Below are 26239 nucleotides of genomic sequence, written 5' to 3'. Positions count from 1 at the left end.
AGTGCCGGGGCCCCTTCCCGCCGACCGGGAGCGGGCCCCGGCTCCTTCGCGCGCGGCATCAGCGGCGCGCCCGGCGCGGGAAAGATCGGGGTCGGTAGGAATGCAACACGGCAAGTACCGTTTCATCGTGGGGTTCCTGGCGGTCCCCCTCGCGCTCTACGCGCTGTTCGTGATCTGGCCGTTCATCCAGGCCATCTACTACTCGTTCACGGACTGGACCGGGCTGAGTCCCGAATTCGGGATGGTCGGATTCGACAACTACAGCAGAATGCTGGACGACGAGGTCTTCTGGAAATCGGTCCAGCACAGTCTGACCTTCGCGGTGGTGCTGCCGCTCGTGACCGTGGGGCTCGCGCTTTTCTTCGCGTTCATGCTCAATGTCGGCGGTCGGCGCCGCAAGGGCGCGGCGATCGCGGGTGTGCGCGGTTCCTCGTTCTACAAGATCGTCTATTTCTTCCCGCAGGTGCTGTCGATCGCGATCGTCGCGCTGCTCTTCCAGTTCGCGTACAACCCGAACAGCGGAGCCATCAATTCCGTATTGAAGGGTGTCGGTCTCGGCAGCGTTCAGCCGGACTGGCTCGGTGATCCGAACCTCGCCCTCATCTGCGTGATGGTGGTCCTCGTCTGGTCCACCGTCGGATTCTTCGTCGTCCTCTTCTCGGCCGGCATGGCGTCCATTCCGCGGGACTTCTACGAGGCGGCCCTGCTCGACGGCGCGAACCGCTTCACGACCTTCTTCAAGATCACCCTGCCGCTGCTCTGGGACACCGTGCAGTCGGGCTGGATCTACATGGGCATCCTCGCGCTCGGCGCGGAGTCCTTCGCCGTCGTGCAGATCATGACCGTCGGCCCCAACGGCGGCGGGCCGGACTTCTCCACCATCGTCCTTCCGCTGTACGTGTACCAGAAGGCGTTCCGGGACGGTCAGGCCGCCTACGCAACGACCATCGGTGTCGCGCTCCTCCTCGTCACGCTCGCCTTCGCGGCCGTCGTGATGAAGCTGGGCCGGCGCGAGCGGCTGGAGTTCTGATGAAACCGACCGACACTGCCCTCACCGGCGTCGAGACCCCCGGCTCCCCGGCCGGACCGGGACCCGCGGTCACCAAGACGGCGCCGCCCGCCCCGCGCAGGACCGCCAAGGCCGAGGGCGCGACCCTCAACGTCTTCTCGCACGGCGTCCTGATCATCTGGGCGATCATGGTCGTCATGCCGCTGCTCTGGGCGGTCATGACCTCCTTCAAGAGCGACAAGGCGATCTTCACCTCGCCCTGGGCGCTGCCCGACAGGCTGCACTTCGAGAACTGGTCGCGCGCCTGGACCGAGGCGCACATGAGCGACTACTTCCTGAACACCATCCTGGTGGTCGGCGGCTCGCTCCTCGGCACGCTCCTCTTCGGCTCGATGGCGGCCTACGTACTGGCCCGCTTCGACTTCCCGGGCAACCGCTTCATCTACTTCCTCTTCATCGGAGGGATGAGCTTCCCGATCATCCTGGCGCTCGTGCCGCTCTTCTACGTCATGCAGAACATGGCCCTGCTGAACACGCTGCACGGCCTGATCCTGGTCTACATCGCGTACTCGCTGCCGTTCACCGTCTTCTTCCTCACGGCCTTCTTCCGCACCCTGCCGACCTCGGTGGCGGAGGCGGCCTTCGTCGACGGCGCCTCGCACACCCGGACCTTCTTCCAGGTCATGCTGCCGATGGCCAAGCCCGGCCTCATCAGCGTCGGCATCTTCAACTTCCTCGGCCAGTGGAACCAGTACCTGCTGCCGACGGTGCTCAACACCGAGCCGGAGAACAAGGTGCTCTCGCAGGGCCTCGTCCAGCTGGCCGTCAGCCAGGGCTACAAGGGCGACTGGTCCGGCCTCTTCGCCGGCCTCGTGATGGCGATGCTCCCGGTCCTCGCCGCGTACATCATCTTCCAGCGGCAGGTGGTGGCCGGTCTCACCGCCGGCGCCGTGAAGTAACCCCGCCGTCGCACTCCGCAGGGCCCCCGCGCACCCGCGCCGGGGGCCCTGTCGCGTCGTGTGACCCTCGCCGCCCCACACTCAAGCTCTTGACGGGGACCAAGCCGAAAGAGTCCCCTTAGGGTTCACATGTTGGAGAAAACGGTGGGAGTGAGTGAGTCGATGGAGACTCCGGGGTCGCAGACGTCTCTGCACAGGGCCAATCTCGAACGGGTCGTCCGGGCGGTGCGCATGGCCGGCTCGCTCACCCAGGCGGAGATCGCCCGGGCGACGGGCCTCTCCGCCGCCACGGTCTCCAACATCGTGCGGGAGTTGAAGGACGGCGGCACCGTCGAGGTGACGCCCACCTCGGCCGGCGGCCGCCGCGCCCGCAGCGTCTCGCTCTCCGGTGACGCGGGCATCGTGATCGGCGTGGACTTCGGCCACACCCACCTCCGGGTCGCGGTCGGCAACCTGGCCCACCAGGTGCTCGCCGAGGAGGCCGAGCCGCTCGACGTGGACGCCTCCGCAGCCGAGGGCTTCGACCGCGCGGAGCAGCTGGTCAAGCGGCTGATCCGGGCCACCGGCATCGGCTACGACAAGGTGATCGGCGTCGGCCTCGGCGTGCCGGGACCGATCGACGTCTCCTCGGGGACCCTCGGCTCGACCTCGATCCTGCCGGGCTGGAGCGGCATCAACCCCGCCGAGGAGCTCTCGGCCCGGCTCGGCGTCCCCGTGCACGTCGACAACGACGCCAACCTCGGCGCGCTCGGCGAGCTCGTCTGGGGCAGCGGCCGGGGCGTCAAGGACCTGGCGTACATCAAGGTGGCCAGCGGCGTCGGCGCCGGACTCGTCATCGACGGCCGGGTCTACCGGGGCCCCGGCGGCACCGCGGGGGAGATCGGGCACATCACCCTGGACGAGTCGGGACCGGTCTGCCGCTGCGGCAACCGCGGCTGCCTGGAGACCTTCACGGCCGCGCGGTACGTGCTCCCGCTGCTCCAGCCGAGCCACGGCCCCGACCTGACGATGGAGCGGGTCGTCCAGCTGGCCAGGGAGGGCGACCCCGGCTGCCGCCGGGTGATCGCCGACGTCGGACGGCACATCGGCAGCGGCATCGCCAACCTCTGCAACCTCCTGAACCCCAGCCGGGTGGTGCTCGGCGGCGACCTCGCCGAGGCCGGCGAGCTGGTCCTGGGGCCCATCAGGGACTCCGTCTCGCGGTACGCGATCCCCAGCGCCGCCCGGCAGCTCTCGCTGGCCCAGGGGGCCCTCGGCGGGCGCGCCGAAGTGCTGGGCGCCCTCGCCCTCGCGCTGAGCGAAATGGGCGATTCGACCCTGTTGGAGAGTGCGCTGCCCGCGTCCGCCCCTGCCTCACGGCTTGCCTTCACTTAGATAACGAACAACGTCGTTGTCATCTCGTTAAGGATTTACTTCTTGACGTTAACGTTTCGGCCGAGTTGACTTCGTGCCACCTCGGCCGCAACGTCGCGGCCTCGTCAGGGAGGCAACCCCACATGAACGCAGTGACGCGTCGTGCCGTCATAGCCACGGCCGCGGTCTCGATGGCCCTCTCGCTCGCCGCCTGCGGCCAGGCCGGCGGCGGCGACAGCGGCGACAAGGGCAGCTCGACCAAGATCGGTCTGCTCCTGCCGGAGAACAAGACCTCGCGCTACGAGGCGCTGGACAAGCCCCAGTTCGAGAAGGCCGTCAAGGCCGCCTGCTCCGACTGCGAGATCGTCTACAACAACGCCGTCTCCGACGTCGTCAAGCAGAAGCAGCAGTTCGACCAGCTGATCGCCGACGGCGTCAAGGTCATCGCCCTGGACCCGGTGGACGCCGCCAAGGCCGAGGGCTGGGTCAAGGACGCGAAGGCCAAGGGCGTCAAGGTCGTCGCGTACGACCGCGCCGTCCCGGGCGCCGACGCCTACGTCAGCCACGACAACAACAAGGTCGGCGAGCTCCAGGGCCAGGCCCTGCTGACCGCGCTCGGCGCGAAGGCCGCCACCGCCAACGTCGTGATGATCAACGGCGACGAGAAGGACCCGAACGCCGCGCTGTTCAAGAAGGGCGCCCACACCGCGCTCGACGGCAAGGTCGGCAAGATCGCCTACGAGGCCTCCGGCGAGTGGGACCCGAAGGTCGCCGGCGAGAAGATGTCCGCCGCGATCTCCTCGGTCGGCAAGGACAAGATCGGCGCCGTCTACTCCGCGAACGACGGCATGGCCGGCGGCATCATCACCTCCCTCGAGAACGCCGGCGTCAAGGGCATCCCGGTGGGTGGCCAGGACGCCGAGGTCGCGGGCATCCAGCGCATCATCGCCGGCACCCAGACCTTCACGATTTACAAGTCGCCGCTCCAGCTGGCCCCCGAGGCCGCCAAGTTCGCGGTGAACCTGCTCAAGGGCAAGGAGCTCGGCGCCCAGGGCGAGACGGACGGCGTGCCCTCCACGCTCTTCGCCCCGGTCGTGGTCGACAAGACCAACATCCAGTCCACGGTCGTCAAGGACGGCATCTACAAGGCCGCCGACCTCTGCACCGCGGACCTCGCCGCCAAGTGCGCCGAGCTGGGCATCAAGTAACCCCGGCTCCACCCGCCGGGCCCTGAGGGCCCGGCGCCACGGATCCCGCACGTCCGCCGCCCCTTGGAGAGGGCGCCGCACGGCCCCGCGTACAGAGGGTGAAGACCCTCGGTAACAAGGGCGGCGTACGACGAACGGATCCGTCCCCCAGCCCGTCCGGCCCCCTGGCCGACCCAGACCCCGCTGTCGGTCCGGGGGCCGGACGAGCCCAGCCCCCCCTCGAAGTCTTCGGCGCCGCACGACGGCGCGACATGCCGTCGCCCCCTCGGGCGGCGAAGGAGTTGGTTCACGTGTCCCAGACGCCCGTGCTGGCGTTGCGCGGGATCTTCAAGCGATTCGGAGCGGTTCAGGTCCTCTCCGGCGTCGATCTCGAAGTCCACGCAGGAGAGGTCGTCGCGCTCGTCGGCGACAACGGAGCGGGAAAGTCCACGCTGGTCAAGACGATCGCCGGCGTGCACCCCATCGACGAGGGCGTCATCGAGTGGGAGGGCGAGCGCGTCGAGATCCAGCGGCCGCACGACTCCCAGAACCTCGGTGTCGCGACCGTCTACCAGGACCTCGCGCTCTGCGACAACCTCGACGTCGTCGCCAACCTGTTCCTCGGCCGCGAGATCAAGAAGGGCGGCGTCCTCGACGAGGTCGCCATGGAGAAGCGGGCCAAGGACCTGCTCTCCACGCTCTCCATCCGCATCCCCAGCGTCCGCATCCCCGTCGCCGCCCTCTCCGGCGGTCAGCGGCAGGTCGTCGCCATCGCCCGCGCCCTGGTCGGCAACCCCAAGATCGTGATCCTGGACGAGCCCACCGCCGCGCTCGGCGTCGAGCAGACCGCGCAGGTCCTCGACCTGGTCGAGCGGCTGCGCGAGCAGGGCCTCGGCGTCATCCTCATCAGCCACAACATGGCCGATGTGAAGGCCGTCGCCGACACCGTGGCCGTCCTCCGCCTGGGCCGCAACAACGGCACCTTCCCGGTCGCCACCACCACGCACGAAGAGATCATCGCCGCGATCACCGGTGCCACGGACAACGCCGTGACCCGCCGTCAGGCCCGCAACGCGGAGGTAGCCAAGTGAGCACCACCCCCAGCACCTCCGAGGACACGGTGCCCGAGCCGCGCACGGAGACGCCGGCCACCGCGCCCGTCCCCGCCGTCGACCCCCGCCTCCTCGTCCGCGAGCAGGGCTTCAAGGGATACGTCGACGAGTTCAAGCGCAAGATCCGCTCGGGCGAGATCGGCTCGCTGCCCGTCGTCGTCGGCCTGATCGTCATCGGCGTCGTCTTCCAGGCCCTCACCGGCAACTTCATCACCTCGTACAACCTCGACCAGATCACGCTGTACGCGGTCGGCCCCGGCATCATGGCCGTCGGCATCGTCTTCGTGCTGCTGCTCGGCGAGATCGACCTCGCCGTCGGCTCCGTCGCGGGCCTCGCCGGCTCGGTCTGGGGCGTCCTCGGCACGGACATGCCCGACGGGGTCGCCATCCTCCTCGGCATCCTGTCCGGCACCCTGATCGGCGCCTTCCACGGCATCGTCTTCGCCAAGATCGGCGTGCCCGCCTTCGTCGTCACCCTCGCCGGCTTCCTCGGCTGGGCCGGCCTGCAGACCTGGGTGATGGGCGACCGGTCGACCATCCCCACCCCGATCGGCAGCTTCGTCGAGGACCTCACCAAGTACTACTTCTCCGACGTCGCCGCCGCCTACGGCCTCGCCGTGGCCGTCATCGCCGGCTTCTACCTCGCCCAGCTGCGCGACTCCCGCCGCCGCAAGGCCGCCGAGCTCCCGCACCGCCCGCAGAGCGAGATCATCCTGCGCACCGCCGTCCTCGCGGTCCTGGTCCTCGTCGCCGCGTACGGCTTCAACCAGGAGAAGGGCCTGCCCCTCTCCCTGGTGATCTTCCTGGTCATCCTGCTCGCCACCGACTTCGTCCTGCGCCGCACCACGTACGGCCGTCAGGTCTTCGCGGTCGGCGGCGGCATCGAGGCCGCCCGCCGCGCAGGCATCAGCGTGGACTGGATCCGGATCTCGGTCTTCATGATCTCCGGCACGCTGGGCGCCGTCGGCGGTCTCTTCCTCGCCTCCGCGACGGGCGGCGCCGACCGCTCCCTCGGCGGCGGCAACCAGCTGATGATGTGCATCGCCGCGGCGGTCATCGGCGGCACGTCCCTGTTCGGCGGACGCGGCAAGGTCTGGTCGGCGCTCCTCGGCATCCTGGTCATCCAGTCGATCGTCCAGGGCCTCAACCAGATGAACCTGTCCTCGAACGCGATCCAGTACATGATCACCGGAGCGGTCCTGCTCATCGCCGTGATCATCGACTCGGTCTCCCGTCGCACGCAGAAGACGGCGGGCCGCGCGTAAGAACCGTCACAGCAGCCCGGCACCGGGAAACCGGTGCCGGGCACTGCTGCGTCCGGAGCAGTGCACGCGCGCGTACAGAGCCGTACAGATCAGCGGATTGTCGGCCGTGCGGGTGACGCCTCACCCCCCGGCCCGATGCCCACGATCCAAGACGGAACATTAGACTCGACAAATCGGCAAGCTCGACCAGCTCAAAGCAAGGAGGAACGGGTGGCTCTGCTGACCCGTATCAGGGGACCGCGAGATCTGGACCGGCTCTCCCCGGAACAGCTGGACCAGCTGGCCGACGAGATCAGGACGTTCCTCGTGGACGCCGTCTCCAAGACCGGCGGGCACCTCGGCCCCAACCTCGGTGTGGTCGAGCTGACCATCGCCCTGCACCGGGTGTTCGACTCCCCTAAGGACAAGGTCCTCTGGGACACCGGCCACCAGAGCTACGTCCACAAGCTCCTCACCGGACGCCAGGACTTCTCGAAGCTCAAGATGAAGGGCGGCCTCTCCGGCTACCCCTCGCAGGCCGAGTCCGAGCACGACGTCATCGAGAACTCGCACGCCTCCACCGTCCTCGGCTGGGCCGACGGCCTGGCCAAGGCGAACGAGGTCCTGAAGAAGGACGACCACGTCGTCGCCGTCATCGGCGACGGCGCGCTCACCGGCGGCATGGCCTGGGAGGCGCTGAACAACATCGCCGCCGCCAAGGACCGCCCGCTCGTCATCGTCGTCAACGACAACGAGCGCTCCTACGCGCCCACCATCGGCGGCCTCGCCAACCACCTGGCCACCCTGCGCACCACCGACGGCTACGAGCGCTTCCTCGCCCGCGGCAAGGACATCCTGGAGCGCACCCCGGTCGTCGGGAAGCCGCTGTACGAGACCCTGCACGGCGCCAAGAAGGGCCTCAAGGACTTCATCGCCCCGCAGGGCATGTTCGAGGACCTCGGCCTCAAGTACGTCGGCCCCATCGACGGCCACGACATCGAGGCCCTGGAGTCCGCCCTCACGCGCGCCAAGCGCTTCGGCGGCCCCGTGATCGTCCACTGCCTCACCGAGAAGGGCCGCGGCTACCAGCCCGCCCTCCAGGACGAGGCCGACCGCTTCCACGCCGTCGGCAAGATCCACCCCGACACCGGCCTGCCCATCGCCTCCTCCGGAGCCGACTGGACCAGCGTCTTCGGCGAGGAGATGGTCGCGCTCGGCAAGGAGCGCGAGGACATCGTCGCCATCACCGCGGCCATGCTCCAGCCCGTCGGGCTCGACAAGTTCGCCAAGGCCTTCCCCGAGCGGGTCTTCGACGTCGGCATCGCCGAGCAGCACGGCGCGGTCTCCGCGGCCGGCCTCGCCACCGGCGGTCTGCACCCGGTCTTCGCCGTGTACGCGACCTTCCTCAACCGCGCCTTCGACCAGGTCCTGATGGACGTGGCCCTGCACAAGTGCGGCGTCACCTTCGTCCTGGACCGGGCCGGCGTCACCGGCACCGACGGCGCCTCGCACAACGGCATGTGGGACATGTCGATCCTCCAGGTCGTGCCCGGCCTGCGGCTCGCCGCCCCGCGCGACGCCGACCAGGTCCGCGCCCAGCTGCGCGAGGCCGTCGAGGTCACCGACGCCCCGACCGTGGTCCGCTTCTCCAAGGGCGCGGTCGGCCCGGCCGTCCCCGCGCTGCGCCGCGTCGGCGGCATGGACGTGCTCCGCGAGCCCGACAGCGACCGGCCGGACGTCCTCCTGGTCTCCGTGGGCGCCCTGGCCCCCATGTGCCTGGAGATCGCCGACCTCCTCGACCGGCAGGGCATCTCCACCACGGTCGTCGACCCCCGCTGGGTCAAGCCCGTCGACGAGGCCCTCGCCCCGCTGGCCGAGCGCCACCGGGTCGTCGTCACCGTCGAGGACAACAGCCGTGTCGGCGGTGTCGGCTCCGCCGTCGCCCAGGCGCTGCGCGACGCCGGCGTCGACGTACCGCTGCGTGACTTCGGCATCCCGCCGCGCTTCCTCGACCACGCGTCCCGCGGCGAGGTCCTGGCCGAGATCGGTCTGACCGCCCCGGACATCGCCCGCCAGGTCACCGGCCTCGTGTCCCGGCTGGACGGACGGTTCGAGAGCAGCAGCAAGGCCGTGGAACCCGCCCGCGACTGACGGAGCTCCGTCACCCGGCGTCACCTTTGGGCCGGTCGGCTCACTCTTCGGAGTGCCGACCGGCCCTTTCGCGTGCATTCTGACCAGAGGGCGGGCAGCCCCACGGCAGGGAGGTGCGACGTGAGTACGGACCAGCAGCCACGCGCCAATACCGGATTGTTCCGGACGAAGTCGGTCGAGCAGTCGATCCGCGACACGGAGGAGCCGGAGCACGCGCTCCGGAAATCCCTGTCGGCCTGGGATCTGACGGTGTTCGGCGTCGGTGTCATCATCGGCACCGGCATCTTCGTGCTGACCGGCAAGGTCGCCAAGGAGAACGCGGGGCCGGCGACCGCCCTCGCCTTCGTCGCCGCGGGCATCGTCTGCGCCCTGGCCGCCCTGTGCTACGCCGAGTTCGCCTCGACGGTGCCGGTGGCGGGATCGGCGTACACCTTCGCGTACGCCTCGATCGGCGAGCTGCCGGCCTGGATCATCGGCTGGGACCTGGTCCTGGAGTTCGCGCTCGGTACGGCGGTGGTGGCCGTCGGCTGGTCCGGATACGTCAGATCCCTGATGGACAACATCGGCTGGCACCTGCCGGCCTCGCTCGAGGGCCCGGACGTCTCGGGCGGCACCTTCGACATCCTGGCCTTCCTGCTCGTCCTCGTGCTCACCGTGGTCCTCGTCCTCGGCATGAAGCTCTCCGCCCGGATCACCGCGGTCGTCGTCGCGATCAAGGTGACCGTCGTGATGATCGTGATCGTCGCGGGCCTGTTCTTCATCGTCGGCGACAACTACAAGCCCTTCATCCCGCCGGCCGTCACCCCGCCCGGCGGTACGTCCGGCTGGGACTCCCCGATGGTCCAGCTGATCTTCGGCTACGAGCCGACGAACTTCGGCGTCATGGGCATCTTCACCGCCGCCTCCGTCGTCTTCTTCGCCTTCATCGGCTTCGACGTGGTCGCCACGGCGGCCGAGGAGACCAAGCTGCCGCAGCGGGACATGCCCCGGGGCATCCTCGGCTCGCTGTTCATCTGCACCGTGCTGTACGTGGCGGTGGCCCTCGTCGTCACCGGCATGGAGAAGTACACCAAGCTGTCCACCAGCGCCCCGCTGGCGGACGCCTTCAAGGCGGCGGGACACCCCTGGTACGCGGGCGTGATCAGCTTCGGCGCCGCCGTCGGCCTCACCACGGTCTGTCTGATCCTGCTGCTCGGCCAGACCCGTGTCTTCTTCGCGATGAGCCGCGACGGTCTGCTGCCGCGCTTCTTCTCCGTGACCCACCCGCGGTTCAGGACGCCGTACCGGCCGACCATCCTGCTCGGTGTGATCATCGCCATCGTCGCCGGCTTCACCAGCATCAACGAGCTCGCGACCCTGGTGAACATCGGCACCCTCTTCGCCTTCGTCATGGTCGCCATCGGCGTCATCATCCTCCGCCGCACCCGCCCCGACCTGCACCGGGCCTTCCGCACCCCGTGGGTGCCGGTCCTCCCGATCCTCTCCGTCGCGGCCTCCGTCTGGCTCATGCTCAACCTGCCCGGCGAGACCTGGTTCCGCTTCGCCGTCTGGATGGTGATCGGCTTCTTCGTGTACTTCCTGTACGGGCGCGGTCACAGCCGGCTCGGGCGGCAGGGCCGGGACGCCATGTACTGAACGGTGAGGCCGTAGGCGCGGGGGAGACCGTCCGGGAGGGCGACTACAGTCGGTTCGTACCCGAACTCCTCCCGACGACCGGAGTGCTGGATCCCCCCATGGCGAATCGATCCCAGGCCCCCAACGACCGTTCCCACGGCCCCGCCGCCCCCGTGCTCCAGGGCGGCTGGCTGACCAGAGGGGAGGAGGGCCGGTTCAGCGCCTACCTGCCCCGGGACGGCGAGGTGGTGCGCTGGACCGAGGAGCCCGGAGGCGGCTGGAGCGGCCCCGTCTCCCTCGGCGGCGACGGCCTGACCCCGTTCCTCGCGGTCGGCCAGGGCGCCGACCGGTACGTCCACCTCGTCGGCGTGCGGCCGACGGGCGGCGACGAGGGGCACGTCGAGCTGGTGCACGCCGTCCAGTTCCAGACGGGCCGTCCGGCGGCCGCCTGGCGGTCCATCGGGCACTCGAACGGCAAGTCCCCCTGGACGGGCCACCCGGCGGTCGCCGTGGACGCCCTGGGCCGCGTCTACGTCTTCGTACGGAACGGGGGCGGGGGCCTCAGCGTGCGGGCGCAGAAGGACGCGGGCGGCTGGCACCCCTGGTGGGACCTGCTCGGCTCCAAGACCGACCCCTCGCCGGTCGCCATCACCAACGGCTCCGGCTTCGTCGAGCTGTACAGCTCGCACGCCAAGGGCCTCGTCCGCTACGTGCAGCGCGAGTCCGGGGCCAGGCCGATCCGCGAGGAGCTGCTGCCCGCCTCGGTGACCATGGGAACCCTCGCGGCCGTCACAGGCCCCTCAGGCCACGTCACGCTCTTCTACCTGGACCAGGAGGGCCAGGTCATGGCCTGGTCGCCGGAGCGCGAGCTCGCGCCGACGCCGCTGGGCAAGTCGGTCGGCGCCGGACGCCTGTCCGTCACCCGCTGTCTCATCGACGGCTTCGACTGCACGGTCCTCGCCCAGCAGTCCGAGGACGGCCGGCTCGCCCTCGCCGCCTACCCCAGCGAGCAGGAGGCGGAGGGCCTGAGCTGGTCCGAGACCGGCGAGCGGCACGGGAACCTGGCCGCCGTCCTCACCCGGGGCCTCGACGGCGGCCTCGTCGCGGTGACCGTGGCCGACGGCCGCACCCCGCTCACCACCCGTCAGAAGGTGGGTGCCGAGGGCCTGCTGCTCGAAGGCTGGCGCTCCATAGGGTGACACCGCCCGCGCAACGGGAAACGGCCCCGGCACCTGTGCGAGGTGCCGGGGCCGTCGTCCTATGACGCGCCCTGCCGTCAGGCCGGGACGCTCGCCACGCCCTGGGCCAGGAAACGCTTGCCGTTGACGCGCTCGGAGACGCCCTCACGGTCCAGGTACGGCGTGATGCCGCCCAGGTGGAAGGGCCAGCCCGCGCCCGTGATCAGGCAGAGGTCGATGTCCTGCGCCTCGGCGACGACACCCTCCTCCAGCATGAGGCCGATCTCCTGCGCCACCGCGTCCAGGACGCGGTCGCGGACCTGCTCCTCGGTCAGGACGGAGTCGCCCTGGACGAGAAGCGCGGCGACCTCGGGGTCGAGCTCCGGCTTGAAGCCGTTCTCCGGCTTGTAGACGTAGAAGCCGCGCTTGCCGGCCTCGACGACCGCCTTCAGGTTGGGGGAGACCGTGAAGCGCTCCGGGAAGGCGCGGTTCAGGGTCTCGGAGACGTGCAGACCGATGGCCGGGCCGACGAGCTCCAGAAGGACCAGCGGGGACATCGGCAGACCGAGCGGCTCGATGGCCTTCTCGGCCGTCTCGACCGGGGTGCCCTCGTCGATGACGTTCTGGATCTCGCCCATGAAGCGGGTGAGGATGCGGTTCACGACGAACGCCGGGGCGTCCTTGGTGAGGACCGCGGTCTTCTTCAGCTTCTTCGCCACGCCGAAGGCGGTGGCGAGCGAGGCGTCGTCGGTCTTCTCGCCGCGGACGATCTCCAGGAGCGGGAGGATCGCGACCGGGTTGAAGAAGTGGAAGCCGACCACGCGCTCCGGGTGCTGGAGCTTCGAGGCCATCTCCGAGACGGACAGCGAGGAGGTGTTGGTGGCGAGGATCGCGTGCGCCGGGGCGACCGCCTCGACCTCCGCGAACACCTGCTGCTTGACGCCCATCTCCTCGAACACGGCCTCGATGATGAAGTCCGCGTCCGCGAAGCCCTCGGCCTTGTCGAGGACACCGGAGACCAGGCCCTTGAGACGGTTGGCCTTGTCCTGGTTGATGCGGCCCTTGCCGAGCAGCTTCTCGATCTCGCCGTGGACGTAGCCCACGCCCTTGTCGATGCGCTCCTGGTCGATGTCGGTCAGGACGACCGGCACCTCGAGGCGGCGCAGGAAGAGCAGGGCCAGCTGGGAGGCCATCAGACCGGCGCCGACGACACCGACCTTGGTGACCGGGCGGGCCAGGGACTTGTCCGGGGCACCGGCCGGGCGCTTGCCGCGCTTCTGCACCAGGTTGAAGGCGTAGATGCCGGAGCGGAGCTCGCCGCCCATGATCAGGTCCGCGAGGGCCTGGTCCTCGGCGTCGAAGCCCTTCTGCAGGTCGCCGTCCTTGGCGGCCTCGATGATGTCGAGGGCGCGGTAGGCGGCCGGGGCGGCGCCGTGCACCTTGGAGTCGGCGATGGCACGGCCCTTGGCGACGGCCTGGTCCCAGGCCTCGCCGCGGTCGACCTCGGGACGCTCGACGGTGACGGAGCCGCCCAGGACACCGGCGGTCCAGATGAGCGACTGCTCCAGGAAGTCGGCGCCCTCGAAGATCGCGTCGGCGATGCCGAGCTCGAAGACCTGCTTGCCCTTGAGCTGACGGTTCTGGTTCAGCGAGTTCTCGATGATGACCGAGACGGCCTTCTCGGCGCCGATCAGGTTCGGCAGGATCGCGCAGCCGCCCCAGCCGGGCACCAGGCCGAGGAAGACCTCGGGCAGCGAGAAGGCCGGGAGGGCCTTCGACACGGTGCGGTAGGAGCAGTGCAGACCGACCTCGACGCCGCCGCCCATGGCCGCGCCGTTGTAGTACGCGAAGGTCGGCACGGCGAGCGCGGACAGACGCTTGAAGACGTCGTGGCCGCCCTTGCCGATGGCGAGCGCCTCGTCGTGCTTCTTCAGCAGCTCGACGCCCTTGAGGTCGGCGCCGACGGCGAAGATGAACGGCTTGCCGGTGATGCCGACGCCGACGATGTCACCGTTCGCGGCCTCGGCCTCGACCTGGTCGATCGCCGCGTTGAGGTTGGCGAGGGACTGCGGGCCGAAGGTGGTCGGCTTGGTGTGGTCGAAGCCGTTGTCCAGCGTGATCAGCGCGAACCGGCCGGCGTTCGCCGGGAGTTCGAAGTGCCGTACGTGGGCCGAGGTGACGACCTCGTCCGGGAAGAGCTCGGCGGCGCCCTTCAGAAGCTCGGCGGTGGTGCTCACTTGCCCTCCCAGTGGGGGTTCTCCCAGATGACCGTCGCGCCCATGCCGAAGCCGACGCACATGGTGGTGAGGCCGTAACGGACCTGCGGCTGCTCCTCGAACTGGCGGGCCAGCTGCGTCATCAGACGGACGCCGGAGGAGGCGAGCGGGTGACCGTAGGCGATCGCGCCGCCGTACTGGTTCACGCGGGCGTCGTCGTCGGCGATGCCGTAGTGCTCCAGGAACGCGAGGACCTGAACGGCGAAGGCCTCGTTGATCTCGAACAGCTGGATGTCGTCGATCGTCAGGCCGGCCTTGGCCAGGGCCTTCTCGGTCGCCGGGATCGGGCCGTAGCCCATGACCTCGGGCTCGACGCCGGCGAAGGCGTACGAGACGAGGCGCATCTTCACCGGGAGGTCGTTCTCCCGGGCGAAGTCCTCGGAGGCGATGATCGAGGCGGTGGCGCCGTCGTTGAGGCCGGCCGCGTTGCCCGCGGTGACGTTGCCGTGGACGCGGAACGGCGTCTTCAGGTTGGCCAGCGACTCCAGCGTGGTGCCCGGGCGCATCGGCTCGTCGGCGGTGACCAGACCCCAGCCGGTCTCACCGGTGGAGGCGTCGGTGCGGCGCACCGAGATCGGCACCAGGTCCTGCTGGATCTTGCCGTCGGCGTACGCCTTGGCGGCCTTCTCCTGCGAGCGCACGGCGTACTCGTCGGCGCGCTGCTTGGTGATGCTCGGGTAGCGGTCGTGCAGGTTCTCGGCGGTCATGCCCATGAACAGGGCGGACTCGTCGACCAGCTTCTCGCTGACGAAGCGCGGGTTCGGGTCGACGCCCTCGCCCATGGGGTGACGGCCCATGTGCTCGACGCCACCGGCGATGACGGCGTCGTACGCGCCGAAGGCGATCGAACCGGCGACGCTGGTGACGGCCGTGAGGGCGCCGGCGCACATGCGGTCGATGGAGTAGCCCGGCACCGACTGCGGCAGCCCGGCGAGGATGCCCGCCGTGCGGCCGAGGGTCAGGCCCTGGTCACCGATCTGCGTGGTCGCGGCGATGGCGACCTCGTCGATCTTCGCGGGGTCGAGGCCCGGGTTGCGGCGCAGCAGCTCCCGGATGGCCTTCACGACGAGGTCGTCGGCGCGGGTCTCGTGGTAGATGCCCTTCGGGCCCGCCTTGCCGAACGGGGTGCGGACGCCGTCGACGAAGACGACGTCCCTGACGGTACGAGGCACGATGGCTCTCCTCCAGGGTGCGGGATGGCACTGCTGCTGCGGCCCACGCCTAAGCGTGCGCTTGCTCCACCCATGCTACTTGTGGGTAACCAAGCTGCCCACCCCTTGCGGGCCAAGCGGTGAAGGTCACACTCGTGCGCCCCCGTGCGCCCCTCCGATCGGAGGGTCCCGCAACCCCGATGGACCCAGACCGGCGGCCGTCCCATGGCGCCCGCTCCAGGGCGGACGGAGTCTGGCCGGGCCGGGGCGAAGGGCTCCGGCCCCCCACACGGAACGGACTCCCATGGCGAAGGTCATCACCACCGACCACTGGGTCTGGCACACGTCCACAGTCCCCGCGAACAAGGACGAGGAGGTCGAGCTCTTCGTACGAGAACGCAACGGCACCCCCAAGGGTCAGAAGCGCAAGCCGGTCCTCATGCTCCACGGCCGGAGCGTCCCGGCGCTCCCGGGCTTCGACCTCCGGTACAAGACGTACAGCTGGGCCGGTGCGCTGGCGCAGGCCGGCTACGACGTCTTCATGATGGACCTCCAGGGCTCCGGCCTCTCGGCTCGGCCCCAGATGAACGACCCCCACAACGTCAACCCCCTCCAGCAGAACCTGCTCACACCGCGGCCGCCGGGATTCACGCCGGGCAGCCCGAACTACCCGTACCAGCTGAACGACTCGTACAGCGACTGGGACGAGCTCCATACCGTCGTGGAGTTCGTCCGCGAGCTGTGCGAGGTGGAAAAAGTCGCCTTCATCGGCTGGTCCGCCGCCGCGTTCTGGATGGGGCCGTACGCGGTCAAGAACCCCGGCAGGGTCGAGAGCCTGTTCCTGCTGGCGCCGATCTTCCCGGCCAAGGGCAGCTCGACTCCGCCGGCCTCGCTGCCGGTGACGGGCTTCCCGACCAACCTCAGCACGAAGGCCGGACTGTCTTCCCCGGGCGGCTGGGGCGGCGAACTGCACTGCGAGGGTCAGCGTGAGGACGGCATCGTCGACGTGGTCTGGGACGCGCTGCTGAAGAGCGATCCGGTCGGCAGCGTCTGGGGAGGCATCGACGGGCTCAGCCGCTTCAGGAGCTTCACCCGGTGGGGGTGGAACGAGACCACCGCGGCGCAGGGCGGGGTTCTCGGGGGAAGCGTGCCCGTACTCATCGTGTACGGGGAGTACGACAAGCAGGCGAACACGAATCCGCCCAACGCCAACCCGGAACTCAACTTCTCCGTCCCCGCGCTCTACAACGCGGTCGCGGGCAGCCACAAGCTGATGGTCAAGCTGGCCTGCGCGGGGCATTCCGTGCCGTGGGAGATGCAGCACGGGAACGTGCACGAGCTCTCGAAGCACTGGCTGAAGAACCTCAAGGTCGACGGCAAGACCAACGGGGTCTTCGACATGGACACCGCCGGCAACCTCAGCCCGGCGCCCTAGCCAAGAGCCCCCGGCGCCCCGAGGGGCACCGGGGGCTCTTCCGGCCGGATCACGCGCTCGCCGACAGCGCCTTCACGAGCAGCGGGGTCACCAGCTCCACCTGCCACGGCCGGGCGCCGTGGCCGGACAGCGCCGCGGACACCGTGTCGGGGGTCGCCGGGGACGGCGGCTCCCAGCAGACGCGGCGCACCGTGTCCGGGGTGATCAGGTTCTCCTGCGGGAGGTTCAGCTCCTCCGCGAGCGCCGAGACCGCCGTGCGCGCCGCCGCGAGGCGGGCCGCCGCGGCCGGGTCCTTGTCCGCCCAGGCGCGCGGCGGGGGCGGACCCGCGACCTGCTGGCCCGGCTGGGGCAGCTCGCTCTCCGGGAGGGCCCTGGCCCGGTCCACCGCGGCCTGCCACTGCTCCAGCTGGCGGCGGTTCATCCGGTTGCCGAAGCCGGGCAGCGCGAGGAGCGCACCCACGTTCACCGGCACCGCGAGCGCGGCCTCCACGATCGCCGCGTCGCTCAGCACCTTGCCGGGGGAGACGTCACGCCGCTGGGCGACCTTGTCACGGGCGGTCCACAGCTCCCGTACGACCGCCATCTGACGGCGGCGCCGCACCTTGTGCATGCCGGAGGTCCGGCGCCACGGGTCCTTGCGCGGCGGAGCGGGCGGGGCCGAGGCGATCGCGTCGAACTCCTGGTGGGCCCACTCCAGCTTGCCCTGCCGGTCCAGCTCCTTCTCCAGGGCGTCCCGCAGGTCGACGAGGAGCTCGACGTCCAGGGCCGCGTACCGCAGCCACGGCTCGGGCAGCGGGCGGGTGGACCAGTCCACGGCGGAGTGGCCCTTCTCCAGGGCGTAGCCGAGGACGGACTCCACCATCGCGCCGAGGCCGACCCGGGGGAAGCCCGCGAGGCGCCCGGCGAGCTCGGTGTCGAAGAGCGAGGTGGGGAGCATGCCTATGTCACGCAGGCAGGGGAGGTCCTGGGTGGCGGCGTGCAGGATCCACTCGGTCCCGGCGAGCGCCTCGCCGAGCCCCGACAGGTCGGGGCAGCCGACGGGGTCGATCAGCGCGGTGCCCGCGCCCTCGCGGCGGAGCTGGACGAGATAGGCGCGCTGGCCGTAGCGGTAGCCGGAGGCGCGCTCGGCGTCCACGGCCACGGGACCGCTTCCGGCGGCGAACGCGGCGATCACCTCGGCGAGGGCGTCCTCGGTCTCGACGACGGGAGGAATCCCCTCGCGGGGCTCCAGCAACGGGATCGGAAGCCCATTCGCAGGGACATCGTCGTCCGGGGGGCCGCCCCCGGTGGTGCGCAGTGCTGTGTCTGCTGCGGTCTCTTGGGCGTCGGTCACGTGTCAAGGGTATCGGTCGACGGCAAGCGCCTGCCGACGGAACGTTCCGTCGACAGGCGCGGGCCCGTGTCCACCGGCCGTCAGTGGATGATCCCCGTCCGCAGGGCGACCGCGACCATGCCGGCGCGGTCCCCCGTGCCCAGCTTGCGGGCGATGCGGGCGAGGTGGCTCTTGACGGTGAGGGCGGAGAGCCCCATGGAGACGCCGATCGCCTTGTTCGACTGGCCCTCCGCGACGAGCCGCAGCACCTCGACCTCACGGCCGGAGAGCTCGCGGTAGCCGCCCGGGTGGCTCGGGGCACCCGGGGGGCGGCGGTGGCCGAGACGGGCCGCCGCGGCGCCGATGGGGGCGGCGCCGGGGCGGGTCGGGTGGCCGATGTTGGTCCGGGTGCCGGTGACGACATAGCCCTTCACGCCGCCCGCCAGGGCGTTGCGCACGGCGCCGATGTCGTCGGCGGCCGAGAGGGCGAGGCCGTTCGGCCAGCCCGCCGCGCGGGTCTCGGACAGCAGGGTCAGGCCGCTGCCGTCGGGCAGGTGGACGTCGGCCACGCAGATGTCGCGCGGGTTGCCGACGCGGGGACGGGCCTCCGCGATGGACGAAGCCTCGATCACGTCGCGTACTCCAAGGGCCCACAGGTGGCGGGTCACGGTGGAACGGACGCGCGGATCGGCCACGACGACCATGGCCGTCGGCTTGTTCGGGCGGTAGGCGACCAGGCTTGCGGGCTGCTCGAGGAGAACGGACACCAGGCCTCCTGGGGGAAGGGTGCGGGACGGAGCCGGCTCGGGGAAGAAGCCGGGGGCGAACCCGTGCTGTGAAGGGGTCACTGACTCCTTCGGCAGCTGGGCCGCCCGCCTTTAGGGAAAGATCACGATTTGGTGAGTAACAATTAGGGCAATTCGGACGCGTGATCGATCATCCTACGAGCGGGCCCCGTCCCATCACCCCCACGAGGGACCCCCGGGCGGGGCGTCTCAGGCCCCCTGCGGCCCCCGGCGCTGGGGCAGTGAGACGACCCCCGCGCCCGTCACCGTTCCCGACCCCGGATCCGCCGGTGCGGGCGGCAGCCCCGCGATCTGGCAGAGCAGATCGCACCAGGCCGCCAGATGGGCCCCCGAGTCCGGCACCCCGCCCGCGCCCTCGCGCGGGGTCCAGGACGCCCGGATCTCGATCTGGGTCGCCGGTCTGCGGTCCGCGAGACCGCCGAAATAGTGCGAGCCCGCCATCGTGACCGTCCCGCTCGCCTCCCCGTAGGCGAGCCCCCGCGCCTCCATCGCGCCGGTCAGCCACGACCAGCACACCTCGGGCAGCAGCGGGTCCGCCGCCATCTCCGGCTCCAGCTCCGCCCTGATCAGGGTCACCAGACGGAACGTGCCCTTCCAGGCCTCGTGCCCGTCCGGATCGTGCAGCAGCACGAGCCGCCCGTCCGCCAGGTCCTCCTCGCCGTCCACGACGGCCGCCTCCACCGCGTACGCGTACGGAGCGAGCCGCTGCGGCGGCCTGGTCGGGTCGATCTCGATCTCGGGCCGCAGCCTCGCCGAGCGCAAGGCCTCCACCGCGCGCCGGAACGCCGGCGGAACCGGGTTCGTCTCCTTGCTCTCCGCCGTTTCGTCCGTCCCTCGATCGCCGTCGGAATGATCGGAAAAATGTCCCTGAGCCGCAGCCATGCGGGGAAGAGTAGGCGGAACGGGGCCTCCGTGCAGGGAGGACACCCGGCCCGGACGAGCGGCTTCACGCCACATGCGAAGATTCTGGCGTGAGTGCCAATGACCGCCCCACGGGCCAGCAGACGAAGCAGCAGTCGCGGACGCACGACTCCGCGTTCCTCAAGGCGTGCCGACGCGAGCCGGTGCCGCACACCCCCGTCTGGTTCATGCGGCAGGCCGGGCGCTCCCTCCCCGAGTACCTGAAGGTCCGCGAGGGCATCCCCATGCTCGAGTCGTGCATGCGGCCCGAGCTGGTCACCGAGATCACGCTCCAGCCGGTCCGGCGCCACAAGGTCGACGCCGCGATCTTCTTCAGCGACATCGTCGTCCCGCTCAAGGCGATCGGTCTCGACCTCGACATCAAGCCCGGTGTCGGCCCGGTCGTCGCCGACCCGATCCGCACCCGCGCCGATCTGGACCGGCTGCGCGACCTGACCCCGGAGGACGTCCACTACGTCACCGAGGCCATCGGGATGCTGACCGAGGAGCTCGGCGACACCCCGCTCATCGGCTTCGCCGGCGCGCCTTTCACCCTTGCGAGCTACCTCGTCGAGGGCGGCCCGTCGCGCAGCCACGAGCGCACCAAGGCGATGATGTACGGCGACCCGCAGCTCTGGGCCGACCTGCTCGACCGCCTCGCCGAGATCACCTCGGCCTTCCTCGAGGTGCAGATCGAGGCCGGCGCCTCCGCCGTGCAGCTCTTCGACTCCTGGGTCGGCGCCCTCGCCCCGGCCGACTACCGCCGCTCGGTGATGCCGGCCTCCGCCAAGGTCTTCGACGCGGTCGCCGGCCACGGCGTCCCGCGCATCCACTTCGGTGTCGGTACGGGCGAGCTCCTCGGCCTGATGGGCGAGGCGGGCGCGGACGTCGTCGGCGTCGACTGGCGCGTCCCGCTCGACGAGGCCGCCCGCCGCGTCGGCCCCGGCAAGGCCCTCCAGGGCAACCTGGACCCGGCCGTGCTCTTCGCCTCGCGCGAGGTCGTGGAGGCCAAGGCCGACGAGGTCCTCGCCGCCGCGAAGGACCTGGAGGGGCACGTCTTCAACCTGGGCCACGGCGTCATGCCGTCGATGGACCCGGACGCCCTGACCCGTCTCGTCGAGTACGTGCACACGCGGACGGCCGTCTGAGCCGCCGCGCGCGGCTGTGCGCCGCCGGGTACCGGCGGCGCACAGGGGGTGCGGGAGTCAGGCCTCGCAGTTGACGGGCGGGTTGCCGGCGCTCACCCGGCACACGTCCCACCCGGTGCCACCGCTGACGGTGGAGTTGTTCGTGCCGACGCGGAGGTAGTCGTTGCCGGGTCCGCCGTCGACCACGCCGGAGACGACCGTGCCGACCGTGACGTAGTCGCCGCCGTCACCGCCGAGCACCGCTCCGCTGCTGGTGGTGGCGATGGAGATGTAGTCGTTCCCGCCCAGGCCGTTGACCGTGTTCATCACGTCGACCGAGTTGCACGTGATGTAGTCGGAGCCCGGCGTTCCCGTGATGTTGGTGCCGGTGACGGTGATCCCGTTGACCCGGCACGTGGTCGCGGCGTGGGCGGGCGTGCTCAGGACGAGCGGCGTGACGATGAGGGAGGCGGCGCAGAGCGCTCGCGCGGCGTGTCTGATCATGCGAACAGTGACGCATGGTGCACAATCGCTCGCAAACCGTCACCAAGCGTCGTGGACCGCTCGGGTCATTCCGCCGCCCGAACGGCCGCCACCGCCTTGCGCGCCGCGACGAGCACCGGGTCCCAGACCGGCGAGAACGGCGGCGCGTACCCCAGGTCGAGCATCGTCATCTGCTCCACCGTCATCCCCGCCGTGAGCGCCACCGCCGCGATGTCCACCCGCTTCGCCGCGCCCTCCCGGCCCACGATCTGCACCCCGAGCAGCCGGCCCGTGCGCTTCTCGGCCAGCATCTTCACCGTCATCGGCGCGGCCCCCGGGTAGTAGCCCGCGCGGCTCGTCGACTCGACCGTCACCGTCACGTACCGCAGGCCCACCTCCCGGGCGTCCTTCTCCCGCAGCCCCGTCCGCGCGATCTCCAGGTCGCACACCTTGGAGACCGCCGTGCCCACGACGCCCGGGAAGGTCGCGTAGCCGCCGCCCACGTTGGAGCCGATGACCTGGCCGTGCTTGTTCGCGTGCGTGCCAAGGGGGACGTACCGCTCCCGGCCCGAGACCAGGTCCAGGACCTCCACGCAGTCACCGCCGGCCCAGATGTTGTCGTGGCCCCTGACCCGCATCGCCAGATCGGTGAGCAGCCCTCCGTACGCCCCCAGCGGCAGGCCCGCCGCCCGCGCGAGCGTGGTCTCCGGCACCACGCCCGTGCCGAGCACCACCACGTCCGCCGGGTGCTCGTCGGCGTCCGTCGCCACCGCCCGCACCCGCCCGTCCGCGCCCGTCAGGATCTTCGTCACCGGCGCCGAGGCCACCGTCCTGATCCCGAGCCCGTCCATCGCCCGGTGCACGAGCCGCCCCATGTCCGGATCGAGGGTCGCCATCGGCTGCTCGCCCCTGGTCAGGACCGTCACCTCGTAGCCCCGGTTCAGCAGGGCCTCCGCCATCTCCACGCCGATGTACCCGGCGCCGACGACGACCGCCCGCCGCCCCGGCGTACCGGACAGCGAGTCGAGCAGCGCCTGCCCGTCGTCGAGGGTCTGCACCCCGTGCACCCCGGGCGCGTCGATCCCCGGCATCGGGGGGCGCAGCGGCCGGGCGCCGGTCGCGATCACCAGCTTGTCGAAGCCCGTCCACGCCTCCGTGCCCGCCTCCAGGTCCCGCGTGCGGACCCGCTGCCCCGGGACGTCGATCTCCGTCACCTCGGTCCGCGTCCGCAGGTCGATGTCGCGGGCCCGGTGCTCCTCGGGGGAGCGCGCGATCAGCTCCCCGCGCGTCTCCACGTCCCCGCCGACCCAGTACGGGATGCCGCAGGCCGAGTACGAGGAGAAGTGTCCGCGCTCGAAGGCGACGATCTCCAGCTCCCCGGGAGTCCTGAGCCTGCGCGCCTGCGACGCGGCGGACATGCCCGCCGCGTCGCCACCGATGACCACCAGTCGTTCGCTCATGAAGGAGACGCTACTTCTCGGGGGCCTTCCGGGGCCGGGGAGCCGCCGGGGACTCGGGCGCCGGCTCGGCGGCCACCGGCGCTCCGGCGGCGTTCCTCGGGACGTCCGGCAGCACGGGAGCCGGGGCCGCCGCGCCGGGCCTGCGGGCCGCGAGGAACGGGCGGATCAGACGGCGCCACAGGACGAAGACGATCAGGGCCACCGCGAGCCACGGGGCCAGCGCGGTCAGGACGATCCCGATCCAGGCCGCCGCCCCCACCAGCGCGTCCCAGCCGCCGCCCAGGGCCTCCCCGAAACCGGGACGGCCCTCCTCCCGCTCCTCCGCCGACTGCTTGTCGGGCTCGACGAGCCGCAGGGTGATCGTCGCCAGCGTCGTCCGGTCCCTCAGTGCGTCCTGCTGGGCGAGCAGCGCCTCCAGGTCCGCCTGGCGGCGGCTCAGCTCGCCCTCCAGGGTCACCACGTCGGACAGCTTCTCCGCCCGGTCCATCAGCTTCCGCACCCGCGCCACGCTCGCCCGCTGGGTCGCGATCCGGCTCTCGACGTCCACCACCTGGTCGGTGACGTCCTTGGCCGACGCGCTGCGGTCGAGCAGCTTCCCGGCGCCCGCGAGCTCGGCGAGGACGGAGTCGTACCGCTCCTGCGGCACCCGCAGCACGATCCGCGAGGTGAGACGGGAGTCCTCGACCCGCTCCGTCGTCTCGTTCTCCACGCGCCCGCCCGCGTCCGTCGCCGCCCGGCGGGCCGCGGCCAGCGCCTTCGCCGCGTCCTTCACCTCGACGGAGAGCGTGGCGGTACGGATGACGTGCTGCTGCACCGGCGTCTTCGGCGCGGGCTTCCCGGCCGCGCCCGGCGCGCTGTCGGCCGCTCCCTCGGGCGCCCCGTCCCGTGCCGCGCCGTCGGCGGGCTTCGCCGCCGCCACGCCCCCGCCCTTGCTGTCCGCCGCCGTGTCCGCGGCGCCCGCGCCGCAGCCGGTCAGGACCAGTGAGGCCGTCAGCAGGACCGCGGCCGTCGTTCTCGTTCTTGCTGCCCGCACGAGGATCCCCCCAGGATCGTGGTGAGTGATGGCCCTTGGACGTAGCGTCCTCCCGAACGGGTCCCCCCGGACGGTAGCGAAGCGGTCACGGTCCGGCCTCGGAACGGGAGCGGGCGGGCGATTTGAGAGAGTGGTGCCATGAACGCGGACACCACGGGACAGCACGCCGGGACGCACGGACACCACGCCGGGCCTCATGTCGTCGTCGCCGGAGGCGGGATCGCCGGACTCGCGGCCGCCCACCGGCTGGCCCTCGCCGGCCACCGGGTGACGCTCCTCGAAGCGGACGCCCGGCTCGGCGGCAAGCTCCTCGCCGGGGAGATCGCGGGCGCCCCCGTCGACCTCGGCGCCGAGTCGCTGCTCGCCCGTCGCCCCGAGGCCGTCGCCCTCGCCCGGGCCGTCGGCCTCGGCGACCGGCTCCAGGCCCCCGCGACGACCACCGCGTCCGTCTGGTCCAGGGGCGAGCTCGTCCCCATGCCCAAGGGGCACGTCATGGGCGTCCCCGGCGACCCCGCCGCCGTCGAGCGCCTGCTCTCCGCCGAGGGCGTGCGCCGCATCGGCGGGGACCTGGAGCTGCCGCCCACCGAGATCGGCGACGACATCGCCATCGGCGCGTACGTCGCCGCCCGCATGGGCCACGAGGTCGTCGACCGGCTCGTCGAACCCCTCCTCGGCGGCGTGTACGCCGGTGACGCCCACCGCATCTCGATGAAGGCCGCCGTCCCGGCCCTCTTCGAGGCCGCCCGCGTCCATCCCACGCTCACCGCCGCCGTCCACGCCGTCCAGCGGGCGGGCGCCGCCACCCCCGCCGACGCGGCGGGCGCCGCCACCGGCCTCGGCGGCTCCGTCTTCCTCGGCATCCGGGGCGGCATCGGCACCCTCCCCGGCGCGGTCGCCGACGCGATCCTCGCCGCCGGCGGCGAGATCCACACGGGAACGCCCGTCACCGCCCTCGTGCGCACCGGCGCCGACGGCTGGCAGGTCGTGACCCGGGACCGGACCTTCGACGCCGACGCCGTCGTCCTCGCCACCCCGGCGGGCATCGCCGCCCGCCTCCTCGGCGGCCACGCCCCGGGGGCCGCCGCCGAGCTCGACGCCGTCGACTACGCCTCCATGGCCCTCGTCACCCTCGCCTTCCGCCGCTCCGACATGCCCGCCCTGGACGGCACGGATCTTCCCGCCCTGCCGGGCTCGGGTTTCCTCGTGCCGCCCGTCGACGGCCACACCATCAAGGCCTCCACCTTCTCCGCCCAGAAGTGGCAGTGGGTCGCCGACGCCGCCCCCGACCTGTTCGTGCTGCGGACCTCCGTCGGCCGCCAGGGCGAGGAGGAGCAGGTCCACCGCGAGGACGCCGATCTCGTCGCCGCCTCCCTCAAGGACCTCGCCGCCGCCACCGGCCTCGCCGCCCGCCCCGTCGCCTCCACGGTCACCCGCTGGACAGGCGGCCTGCCCCAGTACCCCGTGGGCCACCTGGCCCGGGTCGCCCGGGTCCGCGAGGCCGTCGCAGGCCTCCCCGGACTGCGCCTCGCGGGCGCCGCGTACGACGGTGTCGGCATCCCCGCCTGCATCGCCTCGGCCCAGCGCGCGGCCGACGAGATCATCGCCACGTCGAAAACGGCCGACCCCGGTGCGGGGCACTCCCTGTGACGGGCGAGAATAGGCGTATGAGTGCGCCCGAAAAGATCCCGAACGCCGGTAAGAAGGCGAAGGACCTCAACGAGGTCATCCGCTACACCCTGTGGTCCGTCTTCAAGCTGCGCGACGTTCTCCCCGAGGACCGCGGCGGTTACGCCGACGAGGTCCAGGAGCTGTTCGACCAGCTCGCGGCCAAGGACATCACGATCCGCGGCACGTACGACCTGTCCGGTCTGCGCGCCGACGCCGACGTCATGATCTGGTGGCACGCCGAGACGAGCGACGAGCTCCAGGAGGCGTACAACCTCTTCCGCCGCACCAAGCTGGGCCGCGCTCTGGAGCCGGTCTGGTCGAACATGGCGCTGCACCGCCCCGCCGAGTTCAACAAGTCGCACATCCCGGCCTTCCTGGCCGACGAGAACCCGCGCGACTATGTCTCCGTGTACCCCTTCGTGCGCTCCTACGACTGGTACCTGCTGCCGGACGAGGACCGCCGCCGCATGCTCGCCGACCACGGCAAGATGGCCCGCGGCTTCCCGGACGTCCGCGCCAACACGGTCGCCTCCTTCTCGCTCGGCGACTACGAGTGGCTCCTCGCCTTCGAGGCCGACGAGCTGTACCGCATCGTCGACCTCATGCGCCACCTGCGCGCCTCCGAGGCGCGGATGCACGTCCGCGAGGAGGTCCCGTTCTTCACCGGCCGCCGCAAGAGCGTCGCCGACCTGGTGGCGGGCCTGGCCTGACGGCCGTTCACGACCACACGGCCGGCGCCCACCGCCAGGCCACCCAGTCCAGCGCGCCGAGCAGGACGAGC

General features: G+C 71.2%; 21 protein-coding genes. 13 read left to right on the top strand and 8 right to left on the bottom strand.

Annotation, left to right across the window (positions count from 1 at the left end; translation table 11 throughout):
- Positions 1-100: 100 nt before the first annotated feature.
- The 9 genes from ABT041_RS24055 to ABT041_RS24015 all read left to right on the top strand — a co-directional run bounded on the left by ABT041_RS24055 (position 101) and on the right by ABT041_RS24015 (position 11828).
- Positions 101-1030, top strand: a complete 930-nt coding sequence (locus ABT041_RS24055; protein ID WP_351187645.1) for a carbohydrate ABC transporter permease — start codon at positions 101-103, stop codon at positions 1028-1030.
- The gene (locus ABT041_RS24050) at positions 1030-1968 is read left to right on the top strand and encodes a carbohydrate ABC transporter permease (protein ID WP_351187643.1); all 939 of its coding nucleotides are present in this window, start codon (positions 1030-1032) and stop codon (positions 1966-1968) included. The genes ABT041_RS24055 and ABT041_RS24050 overlap by 1 nt, the downstream gene beginning before the upstream one ends.
- Positions 1969-2130: 162 nt before the next feature.
- Positions 2131-3342, top strand: coding sequence for an ROK family transcriptional regulator (locus tag ABT041_RS24045; RefSeq protein WP_351187642.1), 1212 nt, complete (start codon positions 2131-2133; stop codon positions 3340-3342).
- A gap of 122 nt (positions 3343-3464) precedes the next feature.
- On the top strand, positions 3465-4529 hold the full coding sequence (locus ABT041_RS24040; RefSeq protein ID WP_351187640.1) for a sugar ABC transporter substrate-binding protein: 1065 nt from the start codon (positions 3465-3467) through the stop codon (positions 4527-4529).
- A gap of 281 nt (positions 4530-4810) precedes the next feature.
- Positions 4811-5599, top strand: coding sequence for an ATP-binding cassette domain-containing protein (locus tag ABT041_RS24035; RefSeq protein ID WP_167352215.1), 789 nt, complete (start codon positions 4811-4813; stop codon positions 5597-5599).
- Complete coding sequence (locus ABT041_RS24030; protein WP_502976583.1) at positions 5596-6885, top strand: sugar ABC transporter permease; 1290 nt, start codon at positions 5596-5598, stop codon at positions 6883-6885. The genes ABT041_RS24035 and ABT041_RS24030 overlap by 4 nt, the downstream gene beginning before the upstream one ends.
- Positions 6886-7095: 210 nt before the next feature.
- Positions 7096-9015 carry a 1-deoxy-D-xylulose-5-phosphate synthase gene (gene dxs / locus ABT041_RS24025; RefSeq protein WP_351187638.1) on the top strand — a complete coding sequence of 640 codons (1920 nt, stop codon included), beginning with the start codon at positions 7096-7098 and terminating at the stop codon, positions 9013-9015.
- A 120-nt stretch (positions 9016-9135) separates the two neighbouring features.
- The gene (locus ABT041_RS24020; protein ID WP_351187636.1) at positions 9136-10650 is read left to right on the top strand and encodes an amino acid permease; all 1515 of its coding nucleotides are present in this window, start codon (positions 9136-9138) and stop codon (positions 10648-10650) included.
- A gap of 98 nt (positions 10651-10748) precedes the next feature.
- Positions 10749-11828: a PLL family lectin gene (locus tag ABT041_RS24015; protein WP_351187634.1), complete on the top strand. Its 1080-nt coding sequence runs from the start codon at positions 10749-10751 to the stop codon at positions 11826-11828.
- Between the two features lie 77 nt (positions 11829-11905).
- Here the strand turns inward: ABT041_RS24015 and ABT041_RS24010 are convergent, their stop codons facing one another.
- Complete coding sequence (locus ABT041_RS24010; RefSeq protein ID WP_351187632.1) at positions 11906-14044, bottom strand: 3-hydroxyacyl-CoA dehydrogenase NAD-binding domain-containing protein; 2139 nt, start codon at positions 14042-14044, stop codon at positions 11906-11908.
- The gene (locus ABT041_RS24005) at positions 14041-15255 is read right to left on the bottom strand and encodes a thiolase family protein (RefSeq protein ID WP_351187630.1); all 1215 of its coding nucleotides are present in this window, start codon (positions 15253-15255) and stop codon (positions 14041-14043) included. The genes ABT041_RS24010 and ABT041_RS24005 overlap by 4 nt, the downstream gene beginning before the upstream one ends.
- A gap of 283 nt (positions 15256-15538) precedes the next feature.
- Here ABT041_RS24005 and ABT041_RS24000 point away from each other — a divergent pair, with 283 nt between their 5' ends.
- On the top strand, positions 15539-16669 hold the full coding sequence (locus ABT041_RS24000; RefSeq protein WP_351187628.1) for an alpha/beta hydrolase: 1131 nt from the start codon (positions 15539-15541) through the stop codon (positions 16667-16669).
- 49 nt (positions 16670-16718) lie between these two features.
- Here ABT041_RS24000 and ABT041_RS23995 read toward each other — a convergent pair whose 3' ends face one another.
- The 3 genes from ABT041_RS23995 to ABT041_RS23985 all read right to left on the bottom strand — a co-directional run bounded on the left by ABT041_RS23995 (position 16719) and on the right by ABT041_RS23985 (position 19669).
- Positions 16719-18002, bottom strand: a complete 1284-nt coding sequence (locus ABT041_RS23995) for a ribonuclease D (RefSeq protein WP_351187626.1) — start codon at positions 18000-18002, stop codon at positions 16719-16721.
- A gap of 80 nt (positions 18003-18082) precedes the next feature.
- Positions 18083-18748, bottom strand: a complete 666-nt coding sequence (locus ABT041_RS23990) for a response regulator transcription factor (RefSeq protein ID WP_015037008.1) — start codon at positions 18746-18748, stop codon at positions 18083-18085.
- 228 nt (positions 18749-18976) lie between these two features.
- Positions 18977-19669, bottom strand: coding sequence for a DUF3000 domain-containing protein (locus ABT041_RS23985; RefSeq protein ID WP_351187624.1), 693 nt, complete (start codon positions 19667-19669; stop codon positions 18977-18979).
- Positions 19670-19758: 89 nt separating this feature from the next.
- Between ABT041_RS23985 and hemE the strand changes: the two genes are divergently transcribed.
- Positions 19759-20835 carry a uroporphyrinogen decarboxylase gene (hemE, locus tag ABT041_RS23980; RefSeq protein ID WP_351187622.1) on the top strand — a complete coding sequence of 359 codons (1077 nt, stop codon included), beginning with the start codon at positions 19759-19761 and terminating at the stop codon, positions 20833-20835.
- 57 nt (positions 20836-20892) lie between these two features.
- Here hemE and ABT041_RS23975 read toward each other — a convergent pair whose 3' ends face one another.
- The 3 genes from ABT041_RS23975 to ABT041_RS23965 form a co-directional block, all read right to left on the bottom strand.
- Positions 20893-21318, bottom strand: a complete 426-nt coding sequence (locus ABT041_RS23975; protein WP_351187620.1) for a hypothetical protein — start codon at positions 21316-21318, stop codon at positions 20893-20895.
- 65 nt (positions 21319-21383) lie between these two features.
- The gene (locus ABT041_RS23970) at positions 21384-22757 is read right to left on the bottom strand and encodes an FAD-dependent oxidoreductase (protein ID WP_351187618.1); all 1374 of its coding nucleotides are present in this window, start codon (positions 22755-22757) and stop codon (positions 21384-21386) included.
- 10 nt (positions 22758-22767) lie between these two features.
- The gene (locus ABT041_RS23965; protein WP_351187616.1) at positions 22768-23790 is read right to left on the bottom strand and encodes a DUF4349 domain-containing protein; all 1023 of its coding nucleotides are present in this window, start codon (positions 23788-23790) and stop codon (positions 22768-22770) included.
- 138 nt (positions 23791-23928) lie between these two features.
- Between ABT041_RS23965 and hemG the strand changes: the two genes are divergently transcribed.
- Positions 23929-25437 (top strand): protoporphyrinogen oxidase, encoded by a 1509-nt coding sequence (gene hemG / locus ABT041_RS23960; protein WP_351187614.1) that lies wholly within the window; start codon positions 23929-23931, stop codon positions 25435-25437.
- A gap of 17 nt (positions 25438-25454) precedes the next feature.
- Complete coding sequence (gene hemQ / locus ABT041_RS23955) at positions 25455-26168, top strand: hydrogen peroxide-dependent heme synthase (protein WP_351187612.1); 714 nt, start codon at positions 25455-25457, stop codon at positions 26166-26168.
- Positions 26169-26239 lie beyond the last annotated feature (71 nt).

The organism is Streptomyces sp. NPDC002825 (assembly GCF_040295385.1).
In the GTDB taxonomy this organism is placed as follows: Bacteria; Actinomycetota; Actinomycetes; order Streptomycetales; family Streptomycetaceae; genus Streptomyces.
Note: the sequence above shows the minus strand (reverse complement) of the source record. Positions and strands in the feature narration are given on the sequence as shown.

Bases quoted from the DNA above. Each gene is read 5' to 3' on its own strand.
- ABT041_RS24055 (WP_351187645.1), top strand. From the start codon at position 101: ATGCAACACGGCAAGTACCGTTTCATCGTGGGGTTCCTGGCGGTCCCC.
- ABT041_RS24050 (WP_351187643.1), top strand. From the start codon at position 1,030: ATGAAACCGACCGACACTGCCCTCACCGGCGTCGAGACCCCCGGCTCC.
- ABT041_RS24045 (WP_351187642.1), top strand. From the start codon at position 2,131: ATGGAGACTCCGGGGTCGCAGACGTCTCTGCACAGGGCCAATCTCGAA.
- ABT041_RS24040 (WP_351187640.1), top strand. From the start codon at position 3,465: ATGAACGCAGTGACGCGTCGTGCCGTCATAGCCACGGCCGCGGTCTCG.
- ABT041_RS24015 (WP_351187634.1), top strand. From the start codon at position 10,749: ATGGCGAATCGATCCCAGGCCCCCAACGACCGTTCCCACGGCCCCGCC.
- ABT041_RS24000 (WP_351187628.1), top strand. From the start codon at position 15,539: ATGGCGAAGGTCATCACCACCGACCACTGGGTCTGGCACACGTCCACA.
- ABT041_RS23985 (WP_351187624.1), bottom strand. From the start codon at position 19,669: ATGGCTGCGGCTCAGGGACATTTTTCCGATCATTCCGACGGCGATCGA.
- ABT041_RS23975 (WP_351187620.1), bottom strand. From the start codon at position 21,318: ATGATCAGACACGCCGCGCGAGCGCTCTGCGCCGCCTCCCTCATCGTC.
- ABT041_RS23970 (WP_351187618.1), bottom strand. From the start codon at position 22,757: ATGAGCGAACGACTGGTGGTCATCGGTGGCGACGCGGCGGGCATGTCC.
- hemG (WP_351187614.1), top strand. From the start codon at position 23,929: ATGAACGCGGACACCACGGGACAGCACGCCGGGACGCACGGACACCAC.
- hemQ (WP_351187612.1), top strand. From the start codon at position 25,455: ATGAGTGCGCCCGAAAAGATCCCGAACGCCGGTAAGAAGGCGAAGGAC.